The sequence below is a fragment of the Bifidobacterium sp. KRGSERBCFTRI genome, from assembly GCF_025908335.1.
In genome coordinates this window covers 905,511-921,645 of the sequence record NZ_CP109653.1, presented here as the reverse complement: position 1 = coordinate 921,645, position 16,135 = coordinate 905,511, and the positions used below count along the sequence as shown (strand labels likewise).

Here is a 16,135-nt window from a genome sequence, read left to right as displayed (position 1 = left end):
GGCCGCCTGCGCATTAGGAACGCCTGAGCTCAGTGCTTGGGCTGCGACGGATCGTCCTCAGGCTTGGTCGGGTCGACGGCCTGATCCGCGTTGATGGAGTCGATGGATTTGACTGCGGCCTGTGCCTCATGCGCCTCGGCCTCGTCCACCTGAACGTGGTGGGCGTCCTGCGACAACGTCGCATCGTCCTTCGCCTCATCGGTAAGGGCCACGGCCTCGTTGTGGTACTCATGGGCATCTTGGCTGGCAATCTTGGCCTCGGCCTCGGCACGGCGAGCATCGGCCGCCGCATCGGTGGGCACTGGAGCCGCTGAGACATCGGCAGCGGTGGGCTGAGGAATCATATCGCCCGATTCGTTCGTATGCACGGGTTCAGGTTCGTACGACACCGTCTTGACGCCCACGGTGGGGTCTCCCACCAAGGCGACCTTGGCCGGCTCGGACGGTTCGGTGATGCCCTGCTTCTTGAGCAGCGCAGCCGCCACCTCACCCTGCTTCGGATCCTTGCCCGTGGGCAGCTCCTTCATCATCTCATCCTTGTCGTAGTGCTTCTTGATCGGCAGGCCCATTGGGTTCTGACCTTCGGAAAGCAATGCGGTAGGAATGTTCGACAGCGCCTTGGAAGGCTTCTTCAACCCTTCGATCTGCCAGGTGAACGGGGCGAACTGGTTGGTGGGATCAGCCCAATCGTGCTTGCGGGAGGCACGGTAGATGAGCACGCATGCAATGAACACGAATGCGAGCAATCCAATGATGATCAGATCATAAGTGGCACCGGAGCCGACCTCGGCGGCAAGCTGTGCCGGCGGGTAGAACGCCAGCACGATGCCGAACACGGAGGCAAGGATGCCAATGCCGGCCACAAGCCACGCACCGAACATGCCGCCTGGCACCTTGAAGCCACGCGGACGGTTCGGCTGCTGGTAACGCAGGCGCAGGAACGCGACGAACATGAGCACGTAGTAGGTGAGGTACAGGATCGTGATCGCCTGCGTGATGAGGGCGACGAAGCCTTCGACGTTCGGCAGCAGGAACACGATGAACGCGATGATCGTCATGAGCGCCATCTGCATGTACATCAGGCGGCTCGGCATGCCGTGCTTGTTGTTGTTCTGCAGGAACTTCGGCAGGAAGCCCGAACGTCCGGCCTGGCCGAGCATGTAGGACGGGCCGGCGAGGTTCGTGATGAGCGCAGCGAAGCTGTTGAGCATGCCGAGCCAGCAGAATACCAAGTAGAGGTCAGGGAAGCCGATCGTCGCACCGAGTGCGCGGTAGGTGGCGAACAGCGTGTACAGCAGGTTGATCTGCTTGTTCGGAATCACCATGGCGATGATCAGCGTGCCGACGATGAAGATGAGCAGCGCGAGGATCATCGAGACGAAGATGGCCAGCGGGAACTGCTTGTTCGGCTTCTTCAGGTCCTTGATGTGCGCGGCGTTCATATCGATGCCCGCGAAGGAGAAGAACACGCCGGCGGCCAACGCGAGGGTCGACATGCCCTCCCACTTCGGCACCAATGCGCTCGGTGCCATGTCGATGGCGGGCGTGTGGCCCTGGCATAGCCAGACAACGGCCAGGATGGTCATGACGCCCAGCGGCAGGAAGGTGCCGAGAATGACGCCGTACTGCGCGATCTTGCTGAAGGTCTTCACGCCCTTCGTGGCGAGGAAGCAGCAGAACCAGTAGTAGGCGAGCCAGCCGATCATGATCGGCAGCGTCACCTTCCACGTATGCGAGTTCTTGGCGAAGTCGACGGCCCAGTCGTACTTCGTGGTGAAGAAGCCGATCGTGGCCGACATCGACGGAATGCCGGAGCCGAAGGTGAACGTGGTCTGGAACCACAGAATCAACAGGCAGGAGACCGCGGGGAACACGCCGATGCCTTCGCCGACCCAGCGGAAGATGCCGCCGCGCTGGCTCCAGCCGGATGCGAGTTCGGCCGCCACAAGACCCGTCGGCAGGAAGAACAGCAGTCCGCCGAGCAGGAAGAAGGTAACTGAGGAGAGGCCGTAGAACGACTGCTGCACGTCGTTGGCGAGACCTGCGATCACCGTGACGTTCATCATGATCAACGCGATCGTCGTGAGGTTGCCGGTGCTTCCCTTGGCGCCCTTGACTATGGCGCCGGATTTGGATTTCGTTTTATCACTCATGTTTTCCTGGCTTACGTCCATGCGCACAGGAGCCGCCCGGGATTGGCCGAGCGGCATCTGCAACGCTATCGATTACGGACGGGGCCCCTTCGGGTCTCGCGTATCACGGCTCCGGGTTGAAGGTGTTCCAATACGGAAGCACTTCAGGCTCGGTCTCCAGCGCCTTCTGGTACTCCTCGGGCAGGTACTCCTTGCGCACCGCCACCTCGTACATGTACTGGTCGAACCACGAATCATCCATGATGAAGTAGCCCTGGTGACCGACCGGCTTGCCATGCGCGGTGGTGCCCCACGAGTTCTCCACCTTCCAGCGGATCGGCTTGCCGTCGGCGTCGAGGTCGACGCCGGCCATGGTCATCGCATGCGTCGGCAAGCTCTGGTTGTACTGGAAGCGTTCGCCCTTGTCCATGTCGAACTTGATGCCGAACATCTTCTGCACGTCGTAGAGGTTGAGCGAGAGAATGCCCTTGACGAAGTCGGAGTCCTGCAGCACATCGCAGCCGAACCACACCGGTTCGCCGGCCTTGAGCTGCTTGATCGTCGCTTCCTTCATCACGTCGATCGGCACGTTCACATAGTGCAGCTTGCGCTTGGAGCCCAGCACCTCACCGGTCATGTCGATCGTGTACATCTTGCCGTATTCCATGCCTTCCACAGGCAGGTTCATCACGCCTACGTAATCTTCGAGCTTGACATCGCCGAGGTACTTCTTGTAGAACTCGAGCGGGGTCAGACCACGGTCGGCGTGGTACTTCTTGTCGGTGTCACGGTATTCGAAGTCCACGGTCTTCGGCGGTTCGCCGAAGCTCACACACAGGATGCGGTAGATCTCGGAGAGCATGGCACGACGTGCGTCGTCTACTTCCTTCTCCGACTTGCCTTCGCGCACGAGCTTGCGCAGCTTGAACGCGTCCTCACGCAGCACGCGGTTGAGCACGGCGTTGAATTCCGACGTGTTCTTGGTCACCGCGGTGTCGGGCATGGCCTCCAGCGGCACCACGCCGTACTTCTCGATGAGCGCGCAGATCGGGTCGAAGTCGCCGCCGTCCTGCTGCGGGGTGGCGAGCAGGAAGTCGACACGGCGGTCGTTGAGATCGGAGCCTGCGTACTTGATGATGTTCTCCATGAAGAAGTTCGACTTCTCTAGCTTGTCATAGAAGAAGTTGTAGTTCTGCGAGAGCTGGAAGCTGCCCTTCGGCAACTTGAGGCTCTTCTCCATGTGGAAACGCAGGAAGTTGAGCGCCGAGAACATCCAGCAGCGGCCGGACTGGCGTTGGTTCGCCACGGCCTCGCTGTCGACGTCCACCGAGAACACGAAGTTGTTCTCGGTCACGACCACATGCTCACGCTCGCTGGACGCATGGATGCCGTTGTTCTTGACCGCTTGCTCCGCGATCTGCTGGGCGGCGTCCTTCTTGTATGCCTCCGCCATTTGCGACAGGTCTTGCTTTGTCAATTCCATAGTATATTGACCTTCATTGTTGGTTGTTGTCATGCCATCCGGTTCGCACGGGTTGCTGGCGGGCAACGCCATGCATGGCACATGCGGTGCGACGGGGCATCTGCACGAATCGGGTGTACGTGTGTATTGCATATGCACCATACCGGTGCATGGACCATGCGCCGGGGAGCGCGCGGATATGCGCGGACCCGGGGCAATGCTGGTGCGCGATCAGTCGAACAACGTCCAGGGCTGGCTGGGGCGGTCGTACAGATACCCCTTCTGCCAGCTCCATTGCGGGTGCTGCCTCATGAATTCGTCGGCGTCGAACGGCTCGCCATCGGCGCGGCCGAAGATGCCCCACATGTGCAGGGCCTTGATGTCGTCGCCGTTGGCGCACTTGCCGTCGCAGGAACCGCCCGGGAAGAACGGCACGTTCCACACACCGTGCGGATCGTCCGCATAGTACTGGGGGTCAACGTCGTAGTGTGCGCAGATGTTGCGCGAGCTTGCGTTGACATAACCCAGATATGGGTCGAACTTGTCGGCAAGGATTCGTTTGGCCACATCGTCGTCGATGGTGCCGTGCAGCTGCGGCAGCAGCTGTTCGAAGCGTGCGCGGCGGGCGCCGGTCTGCTGGCGGGTGTCGTTGTAGCCGTTGTCGACGCATTCGAGGTTGCGAATGCGCGGATTGTGGCAGGCGTTGCACCCATAGAACGAGCCGTCCTTCGTGCGCAGCAGCTCCTGGTGCTTGAGGCCCTGCTCGTAGCGGGCGATCTCGTTCGTGTTGGCGTCGGCGAGCAGCCAGATGTTGGCGTAGCCGCCGTTGTTGCCCTCGTTGACGATCGTGACCCATTCGTCGATGCTGTTCGCGTACTGGGTCGCCTTGCGGGCGCGGACGAATTCGGGGATGCCGTCCACGTCGTAGCCGACGAATCCGGCGATCGTCGTCTCGGTGATGGCCAGACCGGCCGAAGTCACATAGAAGTCGGTCATCGAATCGATGTAGCCGGGCACCGTCTGCATCTTGAAGCTGTTGCCGTGGGCGGGCTTCACGCTCTCGCACACGTTGAAGTACTGACCGCTCCAGAAGTCGTCGAAGCTCTCGTGGGCTATGACCGGCTTGCCGTCCTTCGTGGCACTGCCGGTGGCCACGAAGCCCGAGCAGTGCGATCCCTTGGGGCCGTCCGGCGGGTTGTTCGAATACTCGGCGGCGACCTGCGGCCACCAGTACCCGGTGAGTTCCATCCAGTCGTTCCAGCCGATGACGTCGTCCAGGCTGGTCTCGAAGCCGCCGGCGGTGAAGCCGTCGGCCATGCCCTGCATCTCCTCGATGTATTCCTGTGGAATCTTGTCCTTGTGCAGTTTGACCGCCTGATCGACGAAGAACGAGTAATCCATGCCAAGCGTCTCGAGCGTCATATGCGTGTAGACGCGAATGGCGTCCTTAAACTCGTCGGTGAGCAGGTAGCCGTGCTCGAAGCCGATCTCGTACGGGCTTCCCTCAACGGTCAGGTACTGCCATCCGTTGATCCTCGTGAGCGTGGCCTTGTCCACGATCTGTTGCTGTTCGCTGGTCAATGCCATTGCATCCCCTTTGTTGGAACTAAGCAACAGCATAGGGAGCCGGAGACGCGGCCTCATTTTGTTTACCCTTGAGGCAGATAGCCCTTGAGCGGAATATTAAAAGGCAAAAACAGCATATTTTCCGAACTCTATTTTCTTAAAACCCACGCCACCGCCCTCTGCCCCATGCGCCCTGAGCACCAGATGATATGTGGCACAGGCATCTGTGCCCGCCGACACGTATTCCACATCACGGCATACCATGTCCGCACAGAGCCAACGAAGGGCACCGCCGAAGCCACGACCTCACGACACAGTATTTCTTATTAGACAGTTTGTATTGAACTGCACACCAATTCATTGCCGCCTCATGCGTTTGCCACACTTGCCTTTCCCACAATCTGCACCACTTGGTTCATGTCGGTGGCCGGCGCCCCGAACGGCCAGAATGCGCCGAATCGCGAAATCCGACCATCGAACAACGTCGTTCGCTGGTCAAACTGCGCAGGAGGTCACGAGGAGGCCGACAGATTCAATACGACGCCGCCATTTGGCATCCGATATCCCCTCCCAACGGCCAGATGAGTTGCGGATGCGGACAATGGCCGATGAAACACGTTCCCCAATGGCCAGATTGCGGCGATATGCGCCGAATGACCGCTGGAGTGGCAGGAAATACGATGGGCGGAAATATAGGCGGAGAATATAAATAGACCCCTCCAGGTGATTTACCTGAAGGGGCCTCGAAATGTCCTGTGCGATGCCCGATGACACCGTACAGGAGGATTACTGCGCGTCCTGTGAATCCGGATCTTGCGATGCGGGAGGAATGGTGGGTTGAGCCGGCGCGGCAGGCGCTGCCGGTGCAGCGGGTGCCGCCGGAGTTGCAGAGGCGTCCGGCGCAGCATTGAATGGCTCATGGGCCACTGCCGGCGGAACCGGTGCAGCCGCATTCGGGGCCGGTGCCACAGGCGTGCCTTGTTGTACGCCCGCATCGGCGGGCGGATTCTCGACACCGAACTGCCACTGGCTATTGTCGACATTGCTCGGATCACTCTGGGCGGGAACGCCGAACTGCCAGCCGTTGTCCTGGTACGAAGCGTCGTATGCCGGATTCTGCACAGGCATCGCCGGCGCACCATTCTGGGCGTTCTTGGCACGCTGTTTGTTGTAGAACGCGAAGATGGTGCCGATGAGCATGACGATGATCGCAATGATGAGCAGCCACATGCCGGCGCCATAGCTCAATTGGAGGAGCGTGCCGTACCCTGACTGGGAGATCTTGCTGCCGGCGGCGGCGATCTCGTAGATGACGAGCAGCGTGTAGATGATCGTGACGGTCAGTGCCGCGATCTCCTGCCGCAACACGGCGAGCACGGCGATCACGACGGCGCCGATGAGCAGGATCCACCCATCGCCATGTGGCATGAGCGACACAGACATAGAGACACCGAAGGCACTGATGCTTGCAAACGGCAGGAACACGCCGATGATCGCAAGGAGCGCGCCGACGACGGTCACCAGATTGCCGTAGGCCACCTCATGGTTGCCGATCTTCAGATGCTGCTTGCCGAGCGCGTCCGCGAACTTGTTCACCGATTCCTTCATATCCACTGTGGTCGTGCCAGCCGGCGCACCCTGCGGGGTGTTCTGTGCGAATTGGGGTGCGTCGTGCGGCGTCTGCGACACGGATTGCGGCTGTTGTGGTGCCGACTGTGCGTTGGCATACGCAGGCTGCTGCCCTTGGGGGGACGGCGAGCCCTGTGCCGGCTGCGGGGCCGGCGTCGGCTGGGCATACGGCGGCAGGTCGTTCGACGGCTGCGCGCCATTGTTCTCGTTTGGATTCATATTCGGTCCTTACATGTTCCGACTGCGATGGCAGTCATTTCAACATGAGGCCCATCATACCCGAAGAGATTACGACGGCATGGAAAAGGCCGCCTTATAATCTGTGGAGATAATTTCCAGAGTACAGGCGGCCTTCAGCGAATGCACGGCTCAGTTGTTGAGCGGCTTGACCAGCGGGAACGTGATCGTCTCGCGGATCGTGGCGCCGGTGAGCGCGATGAGCAGACGGTCGATGCCCATGCCCATGCCACCTGCCGGCGGCATGCCGACGCCGAGCGCCTCGAGGAAGTCCTCATCGATGTCGCAGGCCTCCTCGTCACCGGCGAGAGCATCCTTGGCCTGTGCCACGAAGCGCTCACGCTGCACGATCGGGTCGTTGAGCTCGGAGTAGCCGGTCGCGAGCTCGAAGCCGCGCACGTAGAGGTCCCACTTCTCCACCACGCCGGGCTTGCTGCGGTGCGCCTTGACAAGCGGCGAGGTCTCCACCGGGAAGTCGCGCACGAAGGTCGGCTCGTACAGCTTGTCTTCGTAGAAGTGCTCCCACAGGTGTTCGACGAGCTTGCCGTGGTTCTCCACCTCGTCGCGCTCCACGCCCAGACGGTCGGCGATCGCACCGAGCTCCTCAACGCTGGTCTCCGGCGTGATCTGCTGGCCGAGCGCCTCCGACAGCGAGTCGTACATGCTCATCGTCTTCCATTCGCCGCCGAAGTCGTACTCGGTGCCGTCGAGCAGCGTCACCTTGGTGGAGCCGAACACGTCGATGGCGGTCTTCTGGATCAGCTCCTTGACGAGCTTGGCGATCGTGTCGTAGTTGCCGTAGGCCTCATAAGCCTCGACCATCGTGAATTCCGGCGCGTGCGTGGCGTCCACGCCCTCGTTGCGGAAGTCGCGGTTGATCTCGAACACCTTCTCGATGCCACCCACGAGGCAGCGCTTGAGGAAGAGCTCGGGCGCGATGCGCAGGTAGAGATCAAGGTCGAAGGCGTTCATATGCGTGGTGAACGGACGAGCCGCGGCACCACCGTGAATGGTCTGCAGCATCGGAGTCTCCACCTCGAGGAATCCGTGTTCGTCGAAGGTGCGGCGCAGCGAGGCGACCGCACGGGAACGATTGCGCACCATGTTGCGAATCTTCTCGTCGGCGATCATGCCGATGTACGGCTTGCGCGTGCGGGTGTCTTCGTTGAGTTCCTTATGCAGCGTCGGCAGCGGCTGCAGCGCCTTGGCGGCGATGGCCCACTCATCGGCGAAGATCGACAGCTCGCCGGTCTTCGATGCGATCACACGACCTTTGACGAACAGGTGGTCGCCCAGATCCACCAGCTGCTTGAACTGCTTGAGCGAATCCGCGCCGATCTGCTTCTTCGAGAGCATGGCCTGGATCGTCGTGCCATCGCCGGCGGCGAGCTGCACGAAGCACAGTCCGCCCGCATTGCGAATGAACAGCACGCGGCCCGCCACGCCGACGATGTCGTCGGTCTCGGCGCCCGCTTCGAGCTTGCCGTCATACTTGACACGCACGGCGTCGATGGTCGTGGTGACGTCGAGATTCACCGGGTACGGATTGATACCGTCCTTGATCATCATCGCACGCTTGGCCACACGGGTCTGCACCTGCTCCGGGTGCGCGAGCGGTCCGAATTCCTTGTTCGACGGATCCACGGCCTCGTCGAGCGAGGCGCCCTCCTGCACGCGCTTGAAAATCGCCTCGTCCTGGTTGAGCAGCATTTCCGCGCGTTCCACGGTGCTCATCTCGGGGGCGGCCACTACCTCTTCTTCCACAGTGATGTCTGCAGATTCATTCGCTTCAGTCATAGCGCAACAGTCTAATAAAGACTCGCTACACTCCCCCGCCCGGCCTCCCTGAGCGAACGCGCGCATGCCACGACATACGGAAGCTTCCGTGAAACAGACTGCGAAAGTACCGAAAACAGTGCGCTTCTCGGAAGCTTCCGCGTAATCGATCATATGCAACACGCCGACGAATTGCCATAGTCGACCAAACGTCGTACAGTAACGTTCTGTTGCGCAAAAGCAACATCGGGCTGTGGCGCAGCTTGGTAGCGCGCTTCGTTCGGGACGAAGAGGCCGCGAGTTCAAATCTCGCCAGCCCGACGCGAAAGGGGTTGTCTCCGTATGGAGGCAACCCCTTATTCCATTTCCCGTATGTCCAGCCTGAGCTCAGTAGGCGCGGCGTATCGCCTGCTCCAGATCGGCGATGAGGTCGGCCGTGTCCTCCAATCCGATTGACAGGCGGATCAGATTGTCGTCCACGCCGCTCATCCGGCGGAACTCCGGCGAGACCTCGCGGTGTGTGATGCGCGCGGGATCGACGATGAGCGAGCGCGCATCGCCTATGTTCGGCACATAGGTGAACACGTGGGTGCCATCGAGAATCCGCGCGACCTGCTCACGGCCGCCATCCACTTCGAATTCGTGGTCGAATGCACGACGACGTCGGCCCCCAGTTCGATCGGCCGGAACAGGTAGGGCGTGGGTACCGTGTTGTCGATGATGAGCGGGATGCCATGCCGATGCGCGACGCTGGCGAGCGCGGCGACATCGGCGACCTCGGTGGACGGGTTCGCGACGGACCCGGCGAAGATCGCGCGCGTGTCCGGCCCGATCAGCGACTCCACCAAGGCAAGGTCGTTGATGTCATCCACAAAATCGGTCTCGATGCCGAATTCGGGGAACAGGCTGTCCATCGCATCGACGGAGGCGCCGTACAGATTCCGCGCGGCGATGATGCGACCTCCGCCTTCCGCCGCGCACAGCAACGCCGCGGAGACCGCCGTCATGCCGGAGGCGAAGGCCACGGCGGAACGGCCGCCCTCCAATGCGGCGATGCGTCGTTCGAGCACGTCGAGTGTCGGATTGGCCATACGGGAGTATGAGAAGCCCTCTGCGGCACCTGCCGAGAGCGCGTCGCCGTGTGCCGCGGACTGCATGTCGAAGGCGGCGGAAAGGTAGATCGGTGGCACTGCGGCATCGCCGTTGGTACAGTCCGCGGAATCATAGCCGGCGTGGATGGCCAGCGTGGAGAAATGGGCCATGGTAAGCCAGTCTGTCAGTGGCGCAGTCATATGCGCGAGGGAACGGTTAACGGAAGAGCGACGCGAGCTCGAGCGATTGCGGCGCCTGCGCGTGGCCGGTGGCGATGGCGAGCGCCTGGTCGAGGTCTTCGATCAGATCGCGTACGTCCTCGATGCCCACGGCCAGCCGGATCAGCTCGTCGGTGACGCCCACTTTGAGCCGTTCGCTGCGCGGCAGTTCGAAATGGGTCATGCGCGCGGGGTATTCGGCCAGGCTTTCCACGGCGCCAAGCGAGACGGCCAAACGGAATGTCTGCAGATTGTTCAGCACATCCGCCGGATTCACCCCTTCACGCACCTCGAAGCTGAGCACGCCGCCGGCGCCCCGCAGTCCCTTCGATGCCACCGCCTCGCCGTGCAGGCCCGGATAATGCACGCGCGCAACGGCGGCGTGCTCATCGAGATGGCGCGCAACGGCGAGCGCATTCTCCTGCTGGCGTTCGAGGCGCAGTGCGAGCGTCTGGATCCCACGGCGCACCGCATCGCATTCCGCGGGGGCGAGCACGCCGCCGAGTCTGTTCTGCGAGTAGTACACGCGGGCTGCGAGAATGTCGTTGGCCACCGCCACGAGACCGGCGACGACGTCTGAATGGCCGGCGAGGTATTTCGTGGCGGAATGAATCACGATGTCGGCGCCCAGATCGAGCGGCTGCTGCAGGTATGGCGTGACGAAGGTGTTGTCGACGATCACGATGGCGCCGTACTTGTGCGCGATCTCGGCGATGGCGTGCACGTCGTTGACCTGCAGCAACGGGTTCGTGAGCGTCTCGAAATAGACCGCCTTCGCCGGGGCCTGCTCGCCGTGTCCGCCGATCGCATGCTCCAGCTCGCGCAGGTCCTGTGTGTCCACCGGGTAGCTGACGAGCCCCCAACGGTTGAAATGCTCGTTGAACAGCGAGTAGGTGCCGCCGTAGATGTTCGAGCCGACCACAATGCGCTCGCCCGGTGCGAAGATCGACAGCACTGCATGGATCGCCGCGAGCCCTGAGGCGAAGGCGAAACCGCGCACACCGTGTTCGAGCTGGGCGATCTGCCGTTCCAGGAAATCGCGCGTGGGATTGCCGCTGCGCGCATAGTCCCAGCGTGGCATAGACCCGACCGATTCGAAGGCATAGGTGGACGAATTGTAGATGGGCGGGTTCACCGCGCCGGTAGCGTTGTCCGTCACCGGTACGCCGTGGACGAGTTTGGTGTTCAGCTGGGTCATGGCACCTCCTGTACAGCATGGATTGTCTGTGTGCTATTGGTCTGGGTCGTGCCCGCATCCGTCGTTGTCAGGCACGGGCGCCACTGTATCGCCGTTCAGACGCACGAATGCCGGCGTGGTTATACGCGCAGGTTATAGGAGTCTGCAAATACGCGGGATCGCAACGAAAAACCCGCTATAGAGCGCATCTACAGCGGGTTTCAAGTGAAGATGCTAGGAGATTGAGAATATGATCTTACGCTTGGGCTCCTTTCTGGTGGGTGTGTGGGAACGTCTGTGGCATCCGGCTGTCACGCACCGCGATTCTTGTTGCGCCAGTGGCTGGAGACGCCCATCACGATGGCGATGAGCGAGAGCAGAATGCCGAGGCCGGCGAACAGGTAACCGGTGATCCGGTTGAACTCGACGAACGAGAACATCGACGAGTTCATGAGCAGACCGACCGTGACCGTGAGCGCGCCGAACAGCAGCACGACCACGCCGAACACGATGGTGCCCGCGCTCGCCCCCTTCGGCCGTTCCGGCTCCGGTTTGCACTGCGGAGGCGCCTGGTAGAGCGGGATGTTCCGCGGTGCGCCCTCTCCGGTGCTCGCCTGATGTGAGGCATCGGTCGTCTGCATCGGGATCGTCAGGTCATCGCCGACGGGCTCCCCACCGGGTTCGGCACTGCTGGCATTGGCTCCGCCGTCATCGCTTCCGCCGTCGTTGCCGAGGCCCGAGTCCGCGTCGGTGTCCCCGGCAAATTGCGCGTACAGGGGTGCGTTCATATCGACAGGTGCGGTGGCATCCGCAGCAGGCATCTGCGTGGTGCTTGTGAGGTCGACTCGCTCGTCGATCCCCACGGTCTCGTCAAGCGGCCCTTCGGCGGCAAACACCTCGGTGGCCTCGTCGTCGTACGGCGTCTGTGCGTCGTTGGAATCAGATTGCTTCTTCATGTCAGGCTCCTTTCAATCAGTGTTTCTTCGCGGCGTCGGCGATATCGCCGCCGTAGGAGACCGTCACCGAGGCGTTGCGCAGCAGGCGGGGTGAGATGTTGAGTTCGGTGTGCGCCACGCTTTTCGCATTGTCGGTGAGGCACGGCCAGTAATAGCCGTTCTCGGCGAGCTGCTTGACGCGCGGGTCGGTGTTCTTCGTGACGGCGTGGTTCATGTCGTCGTCAACCCCGACGTTCTCGCACAACTCGTTCATGTCGCCAGTCATGCTGTACCACGAGCTGATGCCGTTGCCGTCGGGGTGGGCACCGGAGATTTGGAAGCCCGAGCGGCCGGCCTGAATGTCCCAGCCGTTGCCTCGATCGCCTTCGCTGCACACACCGGTGGCCAGCAGGCCCCCCTGGGCGTCAATCGAATTCCACGTGCTCATCATGCCCGACGATACGTTGAAACCCCATGAACACCCGTAGGGAATCTTGACCATCACCTTGGCATCGGTGACCGTCATCGGAATCGTCTCGACTGGGCAGTACGTGGTCCTGGTCTGCCCGTCGTTGAGACGAACCTGCTTCGCCTTGTTGTGCCCGGTATACTTCGTCAGGTCGATGGTGAGCGTGGATTTCGCGTAGCCTTCGCCCTGCACGGCGATGCCCTTGCGCAATGTCTCCATGCTCGCCTTCGACGAGTCGATCACCAGCGTCTTGCCCACGTTGACGTGCTTGTAATCCTTGGCCAAGTAAGGGCTCAGCGAGTTCGCGGCCCCCACCGCACCGCCGAAGCACATGGCGATCACGGCGAGGAACATGAGCGTCCATGCGAAGGGGTGCAGGCCACCGGTGCGCCTGCCGGCACACCCCAAGGCGACGATGATGAGACCGAGCACAAGGCATGCGCCGCCGATGAACAGCACCGCGCCGCGGGACGCCCCAAACAATGTGCTGAACGAGCCGTTGCCGGCGGAACCGCAGATCAGGGACACCACCGCCATACCCGCAATGAGGAGCCCGAGGAACAGCAGCACCACCGCCGGCCCTGCAGGCTTACGGCGTGCCTTCGTTGCGCCCCGGTATTCATAGGTGTAGTCCTTGGGCTCGTAGTGGTAGGTATAGTGATATGCGCTCTGGCTTGCGGACTGCGGTTGCGCTGGCCGGAACGCTTGCGCCGATGCACTGCCAGCGGCGACTGGTGGCATATTGACGGTTGGAGTACCTGCGTCAGCGGACTGCTGCGCCGGCGACTGCGACTCTGGCTGGGTCACATTCGGACGTTCCCCACGAAAGGGCTGCGCGGGCTGCGCATATTGCGTGTATCCGCTGTTCTGCGGGGCGGCCGCCGGCATGCCATACCGTGCGGCATTCGGATAGGCGCCCGGCTGCTGCGCCGGCATGGAGGGGCCGGCGGCGCGCTCGCCCACATTGGGCATCGGCGGCATGGGAGGAGCCGGTGCCGGGCCTCCATAGCCACCCGTGTTGCCGCCGTTCCCACCGATGCCGCCATTCATGGAGTTCGGCCGCATGAACCGGCGGCGCCCGTGGTCGATGACGAGGTACATGGCCAGTGCGGAAAGCAGAATCGGCATCACGTTCACGGCACCGTGGAATCCAAAGAACGGCACGACCAACACGCCCGAAAGCAGGATGCATAGGATCACGCCGATGAACGACCAGTTCCAGTGCCCATGGATGAGGTCTTCGAGCAGGATCGACCCGTCGGATTCATCGGGCAGCAGCGCCCAGGCGAGTCCGTAGAAGAACACGCCGGTGCCGCCCATGAATGCCAACACGACCATGAGCACGCGCACGAGCGTGACGTTCCAGCCGAGCTCCTGCGCGATGGCGCCGCACACACCTGCGATCACGCGATTGTTCGTACGCTGCACGCCGCTTTCGCGAATCCAGCGGAAGAACGAGGATTCAGGGCGTTCGCCGCCGTTGTTGGCGTTCGGCGTGGGACGCCCGTTCTCATAGTCGGTGTTGTAGGTGGTGTTGGCATTGTAGGAGGTGTGAGAATACTGGCCTTGCCCAGGCTGACCGTACTGGCCGGCGGACTGGCCGTTGCCGAGGGTCTCGCCCTGCGGCTGCTGTGGATTGTGGTTTGCGTTGCCCATGGTTCCATTACAGCAGACGGCGGATTGCTCAGGCATCGGGGGACACCCCGATTCCGACCCTGATTTCCACCTGAGGCACCCCCTACCTCCCCTGAATGCGGCACAATGGAACCATGAGTCAGATTCCCGAGCATCTCGCTCCCCCGCTACTGCCCGCCAAGCTGCCGCTCTTGCGCCCCAAACAGGGTCGTGTGATCGCCGGCGTGGCCCGCGGCATCAGCATGCATCTGGGTGTGTCGGTGGCGTTGGTGCGCATAGTGTTCGTACTGCTCGCATGCTGGTTCGGCGTGGGCGCGCTCGCCTATGTGGCGCTGTGGATTGCCATTCCCGAGGGGAATCCCGTGGCCGAGGCTGCCCGGTTGCGCGGCACCCACAGCTCACGCAATGCACCGCTTGCCAGGGGGAACGCCTCCGTGGGTGAATCCGAAAGCCCGCTCTTCGTATCGCAGACGCTCGACTCGGCACAGGATGCCTGGTATGCCTACACCGGATTGGAACAGTCTACAGACTCTCCCTCTGCCAAGGACTCCGTGCGCCGCACACTCGCGAACGCCTCGAAACCGGCCATATTCGCCGGAATCGGCGTCGTGCTCATCGCGTTGCCATCCGGGTTGAACGCGGTGATGCGATTCTCGGGAAGCCAGATGCTGCCGATTGTGCCGTGTTTGGCGGGCATGGGCCTGCCGTGGCTCAACACGCGCGCGCGCAACGGGCAGGCATGGCTGACGCTGGTGGGCGAAGGCCTTATTTTCACCGCATTCCTCGTGTTCGTGGCACAGACGGTCGCCAGGAATGGCGCCGTGCCGTTCGGTTCGGCGATCGCCTGCGGATTCGCGTTGCTGGTGGCGGCAATCTGCGCGCTGATTCCGCTGCTGATGACGCTGATTCGCAATATATGGCAGGAACGCGCGCTCAAAGAGCGTGAGGAGGAGCGGGCAGACATGACCGCGCATCTGCATGACGGCGTATTGCAGACGCTCGCCTTGATTCAGCTGCATGCCGACGATGAGCAGCAGGTGTTCACGCTCGCCCGGTCGCAGGAACGCGAGTTGCGCAGCTGGCTGTACCAGGAACGGACCACGAGCGACAGGTCGGTGAGCGCCGGTCTGCAGGAGATCGCCGCACAGGTGGAAGACACGCATGGCAAGCCGATTGAGGTGGTCACGGTGGGCGACGCGCGGCCGAGTGCGCAGACCGATGCGTTGCTCGATGCGGCGAGGCAGGCGATGGTCAACGCCGTCACGCACGGCGGAGAACCGGTCTCCGTGTATTGCGAGGCGGATCGGCATCAGGTGGAGGTGTTTGTGCGAGACCACGGCAACGGGTTCGACATCGACGACATTCCGCCCGAACGGCTCGGCATACGCGAGTCGATCATCGGGCGCGTGCGCCGGCGCGGCGGCACGGTGGAGATTGTGTCGAGACCCGACTGGGGCACTGAAGTGCGCATGCATATGCCGCTTGAGGCGGGTTTCGACTCCTCGCGCACGTCGGACTCCCCCACCGACCGTCCCGCCCAATCGGGCGATCCCATACGACCTGCCCAATCCACCCAATCCACCCAATCCACCTAATCTGCGTAAAAAGAGACAAAAACCGCCGCGCAGATGTCCCAAATTACGCAAACTGGAGCCTGCGTCAGCCGGCCTACCTCATCTCTGCGTAAAAAGGGACAGATTCGGCACGCAGATGTCCCACATTACGCAAGTGGAGCCGCCCGATTACGCAGGCCGAGCCGCCAATCACATAGACGGGGCAGATCACACAAGCGGAGCCCAAACGGGCG

At 62.1% G+C, this 16,135-nt stretch carries 11 protein-coding genes and 1 tRNA gene; 2 read left to right on the top strand and 10 right to left on the bottom strand.

Features of this window, described 5'->3' with window-relative positions; all coding sequences use genetic code 11:
- Positions 1 to 29: 29 nt before the first annotated feature.
- The 5 genes from OGI63_RS03860 to lysS all read right to left on the bottom strand — a co-directional run bounded on the left by OGI63_RS03860 (position 30) and on the right by lysS (position 8,823).
- Positions 30 to 2,153: an APC family permease gene (locus OGI63_RS03860; protein ID WP_004268688.1), complete on the bottom strand. Its 2,124-nt coding sequence runs from the start codon at positions 2,151 to 2,153 to the stop codon at positions 30 to 32.
- A gap of 103 nt (positions 2,154 to 2,256) precedes the next feature.
- Positions 2,257 to 3,615 carry an aminopeptidase C gene (locus OGI63_RS03855; RefSeq protein ID WP_004268686.1) on the bottom strand — a complete coding sequence of 453 codons (1,359 nt, stop codon included), beginning with the start codon at positions 3,613 to 3,615 and terminating at the stop codon, positions 2,257 to 2,259.
- Positions 3,616 to 3,825: 210 nt separating this feature from the next.
- A complete protein-coding gene (locus OGI63_RS03850) occupies positions 3,826 to 5,181 on the bottom strand; it encodes a C45 family autoproteolytic acyltransferase/hydolase (protein WP_004268685.1) in 1,356 nt (451 codons plus the stop codon).
- 765 nt (positions 5,182 to 5,946) lie between these two features.
- Positions 5,947 to 7,008, bottom strand: a complete 1,062-nt coding sequence (locus tag OGI63_RS03845) for a hypothetical protein (protein WP_004268683.1) — start codon at positions 7,006 to 7,008, stop codon at positions 5,947 to 5,949.
- Positions 7,009 to 7,158: 150 nt separating this feature from the next.
- Entirely contained in the window at positions 7,159 to 8,823 is a 1,665-nt protein-coding gene (gene lysS / locus OGI63_RS03840) for a lysine--tRNA ligase (RefSeq protein WP_012619713.1), read from the bottom strand.
- 226 nt (positions 8,824 to 9,049) lie between these two features.
- On the opposite strand from lysS, the gene OGI63_RS03835 reads away from it, so the two are divergent.
- Positions 9,050 to 9,123 (top strand) — tRNA-Pro (locus tag OGI63_RS03835).
- 66 nt (positions 9,124 to 9,189) lie between these two features.
- On the opposite strand, the gene OGI63_RS03830 is transcribed toward OGI63_RS03835, so the two are convergent.
- From OGI63_RS03830 to OGI63_RS03810, 5 genes are all read right to left on the bottom strand, one after another.
- Complete coding sequence (locus OGI63_RS03830; RefSeq protein ID WP_004268680.1) at positions 9,190 to 9,387, bottom strand: PLP-dependent transferase; 198 nt, start codon at positions 9,385 to 9,387, stop codon at positions 9,190 to 9,192.
- Complete coding sequence (locus OGI63_RS03825) at positions 9,363 to 10,094, bottom strand: PLP-dependent transferase (RefSeq protein ID WP_012619711.1); 732 nt, start codon at positions 10,092 to 10,094, stop codon at positions 9,363 to 9,365. The genes OGI63_RS03830 and OGI63_RS03825 overlap by 25 nt, the downstream gene beginning before the upstream one ends.
- 16 nt (positions 10,095 to 10,110) lie before the next feature.
- Positions 10,111 to 11,310, bottom strand: a complete 1,200-nt coding sequence (locus OGI63_RS03820) for a trans-sulfuration enzyme family protein (RefSeq protein WP_004268678.1) — start codon at positions 11,308 to 11,310, stop codon at positions 10,111 to 10,113.
- Positions 11,311 to 11,600: 290 nt separating this feature from the next.
- The gene (locus tag OGI63_RS03815) at positions 11,601 to 12,245 is read right to left on the bottom strand and encodes an ABC transporter permease (RefSeq protein ID WP_004268670.1); all 645 of its coding nucleotides are present in this window, start codon (positions 12,243 to 12,245) and stop codon (positions 11,601 to 11,603) included.
- A 16-nt stretch (positions 12,246 to 12,261) separates the two neighbouring features.
- Entirely contained in the window at positions 12,262 to 14,349 is a 2,088-nt protein-coding gene (locus OGI63_RS03810) for a PspC domain-containing protein (RefSeq protein ID WP_004268668.1), read from the bottom strand.
- A gap of 113 nt (positions 14,350 to 14,462) precedes the next feature.
- Between OGI63_RS03810 and OGI63_RS03805 the strand changes: the two genes are divergently transcribed.
- Positions 14,463 to 15,923 carry an ATP-binding protein gene (locus OGI63_RS03805; protein WP_004268665.1) on the top strand — a complete coding sequence of 487 codons (1,461 nt, stop codon included), beginning with the start codon at positions 14,463 to 14,465 and terminating at the stop codon, positions 15,921 to 15,923.
- Positions 15,924 to 16,135: the final 212 nt, after the last annotated feature.

Coding starts and splice junctions, on each gene's coding strand:
- OGI63_RS03860 (WP_004268688.1), bottom strand. CDS start 2,153: ATGAGTGATAAAACGAAATCCAAATCCGGCGCCATAGTCAAGGGCGCC.
- OGI63_RS03855 (WP_004268686.1), bottom strand. CDS start 3,615: ATGGAATTGACAAAGCAAGACCTGTCGCAAATGGCGGAGGCATACAAG.
- OGI63_RS03850 (WP_004268685.1), bottom strand. CDS start 5,181: ATGGCATTGACCAGCGAACAGCAACAGATCGTGGACAAGGCCACGCTC.
- OGI63_RS03845 (WP_004268683.1), bottom strand. CDS start 7,008: ATGAATCCAAACGAGAACAATGGCGCGCAGCCGTCGAACGACCTGCCG.
- lysS (WP_012619713.1), bottom strand. CDS start 8,823: ATGACTGAAGCGAATGAATCTGCAGACATCACTGTGGAAGAAGAGGTA.
- OGI63_RS03825 (WP_012619711.1), bottom strand. CDS start 10,094: ATGACTGCGCCACTGACAGACTGGCTTACCATGGCCCATTTCTCCACG.
- OGI63_RS03820 (WP_004268678.1), bottom strand. CDS start 11,310: ATGACCCAGCTGAACACCAAACTCGTCCACGGCGTACCGGTGACGGAC.
- OGI63_RS03815 (WP_004268670.1), bottom strand. CDS start 12,245: ATGAAGAAGCAATCTGATTCCAACGACGCACAGACGCCGTACGACGAC.
- OGI63_RS03810 (WP_004268668.1), bottom strand. CDS start 14,349: ATGGGCAACGCAAACCACAATCCACAGCAGCCGCAGGGCGAGACCCTC.
- OGI63_RS03805 (WP_004268665.1), top strand. CDS start 14,463: ATGAGTCAGATTCCCGAGCATCTCGCTCCCCCGCTACTGCCCGCCAAG.